Annotated in this window: 5 protein-coding genes and 2 pseudogenes; 1 reads left to right on the top strand and 6 read right to left on the bottom strand. The window is 60.3% G+C overall.

What is annotated here, in order from left to right; all coding sequences use genetic code 11:
- A partial coding sequence (locus WCA53_RS28405; RefSeq protein WP_423918822.1) for a DDE-type integrase/transposase/recombinase occupies positions 1 to 292 on the top strand: 292 nt, incomplete at its 5' end.
- 1 nt (position 293) lies between these two features.
- Here WCA53_RS28405 and WCA53_RS28400 read toward each other — a convergent pair.
- The 6 genes and pseudogenes from WCA53_RS28400 to WCA53_RS28375 all read right to left on the bottom strand — a co-directional run.
- On the bottom strand, positions 294 to 482 hold the full coding sequence (locus WCA53_RS28400; protein WP_423918819.1) for an addiction module antidote protein: 189 nt from the start codon (positions 480 to 482) through the stop codon (positions 294 to 296).
- A 254-nt stretch (positions 483 to 736) separates the two neighbouring features.
- Positions 737 to 1,375: an RES family NAD+ phosphorylase gene (locus WCA53_RS28395; RefSeq protein ID WP_423918816.1), complete on the bottom strand. Its 639-nt coding sequence runs from the start codon at positions 1,373 to 1,375 to the stop codon at positions 737 to 739.
- On the bottom strand, positions 1,368 to 2,060 hold the full coding sequence (locus tag WCA53_RS28390) for a hypothetical protein (protein WP_423918813.1): 693 nt from the start codon (positions 2,058 to 2,060) through the stop codon (positions 1,368 to 1,370). Before WCA53_RS28390 ends, WCA53_RS28395 begins: the two co-directional genes overlap by 8 nt.
- Positions 2,061 to 2,166: 106 nt before the next feature.
- Positions 2,167 to 2,484 carry a hypothetical protein gene (locus WCA53_RS28385; protein ID WP_423918810.1) on the bottom strand — a complete coding sequence of 106 codons (318 nt, stop codon included), beginning with the start codon at positions 2,482 to 2,484 and terminating at the stop codon, positions 2,167 to 2,169.
- A gap of 909 nt (positions 2,485 to 3,393) precedes the next feature.
- A pseudogene (locus WCA53_RS28380) lies at positions 3,394 to 3,927 on the bottom strand (transposase domain-containing protein); the annotation flags it as partial.
- Between the two features lie 27 nt (positions 3,928 to 3,954).
- Positions 3,955 to 4,372: pseudogene (locus WCA53_RS28375) on the bottom strand (DUF1028 domain-containing protein); the annotation flags it as partial.

The raw sequence follows: 4,372 nt of genomic DNA, 5'->3' as shown, positions 1-4,372 counted from the left end.
CGCGGCCAACAGGGACCTGGGGCTGAACGTGGAACACCGGCAGCACAAAGGACTGAACAACCGGGCGGAGAACTCGCATCAGCCAACGCGGGTGCGCGAGAAGGTGATGCGCCGCTTCAAATCAGCGCGCCACCTGCAACGATTCCCGTCGGTCCACGATCAGGTGGCAAACCTGTTCATGCACTGCCGTTACAACGCGAACGCACAAGACAAGCGGCAGGCGCGCACACGGGCTTTTGACGCGTGGGAAACCGTGACCGGCAACTCAATGCTGGATCGCCTTGCCGCATAAATTAGGGATACTGATGTTTAACGACTTCACTCGCTCGACCATCAACTATGTGACAGTACCTGGCAGTCAGGTCGATCCCCAATGCCTTCATCACGGCAGGGGTCGTTTTCAGCGTCGGGTTGCCATTCTCGCTAAACGAGCGATAAAGCTGCTCGCTGGACAATCCTGTTTCATTTGCTATCTGTGCCATTCCCTTCGCACGGGCAACGACACCAAGTGCCTCGCGATATATGTGGCATCCCCTGTTTCTAGGGCATCAGCCATAAAAAAGGCAATCTCATCACTATCAACCAGAGCCGCGGCCGGATCGTAGGTAGTCAGTTTCTCGACCATGTCATTCCTTCCACTCTTGTGCGAGTTTCTTCGCAAGAACAATGTCCCGTGCCTGTGAACAGGTGCATACTGGGCAGGGCATGCCCCCGCGCGACACTCTGTCCCGAAGCCTTACGTCCACGTGGACGCAGTCGCTCCCACTTCGCCCAAGAGTTCAACGATCACCGATTCATGACGTGCGATGTGCTCAGAATGGCCCGGGACAATCTCGGACGCGTTCAGACGGCCTCCAAAAAGCATGATCGCACGTGACTCGTTGTCCTGCCGCGACATCCATATCAATCCGTGCGCGCGAGGCAAGTTTTCCCAGATCCACGAAGCCCATGCGCGGGTGCGCGGGTAGTCGGGCTTATCCCCTTCGAACAGGTCGGCCGGGGTCAGCCCCACGGAGCGCAGCCCGGTTGCAGTGAGGTTGACGAGCCGCAGTTCAGGCAAGTGAATGATACTCAGATGGTTGTCTGATTTCCTGTCCCGGGCGAGCGGGTGGATATACCCGGCCGAAGCGCGAGGAACATCGTGAAGCACGACTTCCATGACCGCCCCTCGTATCGTGTCAGCGGCATAGATCGTCGGAATCACCTCGCCGGTTCCGGCTCGCATCAGCGGGCTGAACCGGGCATTTCCTAGCCCCGAATCATTGAACGCGCCGGGGGCATAGCGGTTAGGATGGACGCGGTACCAGGTGCCCGGCGGCACGCGTTTGAGGGTGAAGTGGCCAGTGGCCGGGGGCGGTACAACCGGACTATCCATGCACTGCACCCTGCCTCTCGTCAAGCGCAGCCTCGACGACGGCCGCTGGATTGCTTGCGATAACCTCACGCGGGCGCTGACTGTTCAGCATGCTGTTGGTGGACTCAAACCACGCGGCGATGCGGAACGGCGAGTAGCCGTCGAAGACCTTCAGGATCGTGACCACGACCGGGCGGGGGTTCCAGAACTCGTCAAAGATATACTCAGCGTAGAGCGTCTGCCCGGCGCGCTCGATCGCGAAAACTTTGCCCTCCTTCTTCCAGCGGCTGATGGCGGCGTTCGGATTGGTGGAGTCCGGGTTGTGGCGGATACCGACCTCGTGGGCGCTCAGCCACACGGTTCCCTCCAGGATAGCCACGATGGCTTTCCTTTCGAGATCGGCCAGATCCGGCGTCGGGCGCCGAACGGGGGTCGTATCGACCATTGCCTGGAGAGCCTCCGTCTCCGCGTCGTGCGCGCGCTGCCGGACACGCTGTGTCAGATCAACGCGATCGGCCATCGGAAGGCTGGACTTCTCAGCCCATATTTCGTCGACGAGAACCGCCGTCATTTCACGGGTCGCCGCCAACTTGACGACAATGCTCCAGAAATGATTTTCCGCGCCTTCGGCAGCCTGACTGGCTGGCGCACTCCGCTTCCCGGCCGGCTTCTTTTCGCCCGGGTTATCCGCGATGAAACTGAGCATGGCACCTCTCCGGTTATTTCTGTGACATGAATTAACTATATCACAAAAATAACGTCGACGCGACTACCGCGTGTTCAACGATCCAAAGGCGTCCGACTTCAACAACTTATACGTTCGCGCGCAAGGCTATCCACAGGGTTACGAACAAATACTGTGGATAACTCACCCTTTCCCGCATCTGGAATGCGGTCATAAAGTGCGCCAAAACCCGGCCGCATTTTCGGTCCGCCGCGAATGCCTTGTCGGGGTCGAGCGTCGGCCTGCGGACCGAGCCACCGTCCGCCCAGCCTGACACTAGGCGTTCATCGGCGAACAGCAAATCAAGCGCGTCCGCGCGTACCTTCTCGGATTCGCTCGGGTCTTGTCCGTAACACGCTACGAGCCGTTCGCCAATTCGCGCGGGTTTGCGACGGTCGAAAACCACGACGGTCCACTCGTCCGTTTCGCGAACGAGACGCGGCGCCAGAGCGAGGCTCGGACATAGGGTCTCGCCCGAAGGGCCGGCCGCAGTGCAATCATGCGGCGCCTCGGACGACGGCCGGCTTGACGCCGCGTTCGCTCGAGTGCGCAAACGTTCAGCGCGTGAGGCCGAAAGTTCCGCCCGAGTATCGTATCTGAAGAATATTTACGACCTTTACGACCTTTAAGGAATTCCCTATCTTCGAGTTTGCGTCGATCAAGTTCGTGATCGAGGCGGCGGCGATCTGTCCGCTCGAGGAGATGGCGCCCGGGTTTGATTTGCTGAGCTTCCATGCTGCGGCGTACCGGCGAGTGGCCGCACGAGGCGTGAAATTTTAGCAGCGGCCTATTTTTTTCCGAGTTTCAATGGCCGTAAGCGCTGTATCGCCATTGACCTTTACGCGCGGTCCTCTTCCGGCCTACCCGTCTTGCGAGTGCGTCAGCCCACAGCTAGAAAACATCGCGTTATGCGATCTGCGATGCGACGTCGAGGCCAGAGTCCGATGTCGAAAATGTGGCAAATGTACTTATGTAAAATTAAAGAATTGAGCTCCGAAGGGTCTCATCAATCAGCCCGCATCGCAATTGATCCCACCATCACCGCCAATCATCAACTTCTCCTGTCAACGATTCGTAGCCCGTGCGGTCCTCCGGTGCTCTCCGTACTTGCCCGAACTCTACAATTTAACGTCCGTGCAAAGCCGAGCACGAAACGAAGCACGAAGTCCGAGCAGCCAGTTTTTCCTCCACGTCATATTTGTCGCCAGCGACAGCGCCCGCGGCTCAGTCCAACGTTCTGCGGTCCACCCTACCATCTCAACCGCAGTCCCGTTGGTACCGTGCGCGTCCAGCGCAGCCGCTACCGGGATCCCGCCAGATGCGTCGGAATCGCTGTGAGTGCGACTGCGCGAACCTGCGGATAACTGGCTACCTTGCCACTGACGTAACCCTGGGCGCCGAAGTGCTCGCGGTTGACTGGGCTGTCAGGCGTGCGCAGTGTGGTGCCGTCCATCGCCCACAAACTTAATGCTTTGAACGTATGGTGAGCCGCGTCCTGCCTCGTCGACGCACGAGCTGTCCGGTCAAAAAGCCAGGCCAGCGGCGCTTCGCCGATGCGTTGACGCGCCTGCGCCACCGCACTCTTGCTGACGAATGGTGTGTCCTCACTGGGCAGCGCCAGATCGAGTCCGTCCAGTACTTCACTGATCGACCGGTGCCGGTACATTGCCAGAGCAATAACCAGCCATACCACCTGCTCGGCCGGCAAGCGCCGCCGCCGCAGGCTTGCCGTTCCCGTAGCACGCAGCGCGTGCTCAATCCATTCATAAGGCAGATGCTCAGCCAACCGACTCAGGTCGGCCACCGGCTCTTGCGCTTCGATCAGATAGGTAAGGTGGGCTGAGAGCATCGCGCACAAAAGTTAACACCCCTGCGCGACGATCGGCCAGATCACATCGCCCACCACCTTGAGCGCCGCCGAGTGCACGGGTCCCGCTTCACCACCGGCCGCGAGCGCGGCGCGCATTGACGACAGCAGGCGCTCGGCAAGCACGCCGGGCGCTTTCTCGAACGCCTGAACCATGGCTTCTATCACCTCCGCGCCCGCCAGCATGTTGCCGGCGGCCACACACTGTCCACCCGCCACGGCGTGGTGAATGCCCAGCGCTTTCTCACCGGTGAAAAACGCCGTATGGCCCTGACCATCGAGCACCGTCACCTGCCGATACTGGCTCCATCCGTCGGCGTCGAGCGCCCGGCCCCGGGCCGCAGCAGGCGCAAGCCGCCCGTCTTCGAGGAAGTCGAGGATCTGCGGCCCGAGGGCAGGTAGCGTGACATTCTGTGTCGCCACCGCC

The organism is Caballeronia sp. (assembly GCF_049581465.1).
Taxonomy (GTDB): Bacteria; Pseudomonadota; Gammaproteobacteria; order Burkholderiales; family Burkholderiaceae; genus Caballeronia.
Note: the sequence above shows the minus strand (reverse complement) of the source record. Positions and strands in the feature narration are given on the sequence as shown.

Coding starts and splice junctions, on each gene's coding strand:
- WCA53_RS28400 (WP_423918819.1), bottom strand. CDS start 482: ATGGCACAGATAGCAAATGAAACAGGATTGTCCAGCGAGCAGCTTTAT.
- WCA53_RS28395 (WP_423918816.1), bottom strand. CDS start 1,375: ATGGATAGTCCGGTTGTACCGCCCCCGGCCACTGGCCACTTCACCCTC.
- WCA53_RS28390 (WP_423918813.1), bottom strand. CDS start 2,060: ATGCTCAGTTTCATCGCGGATAACCCGGGCGAAAAGAAGCCGGCCGGG.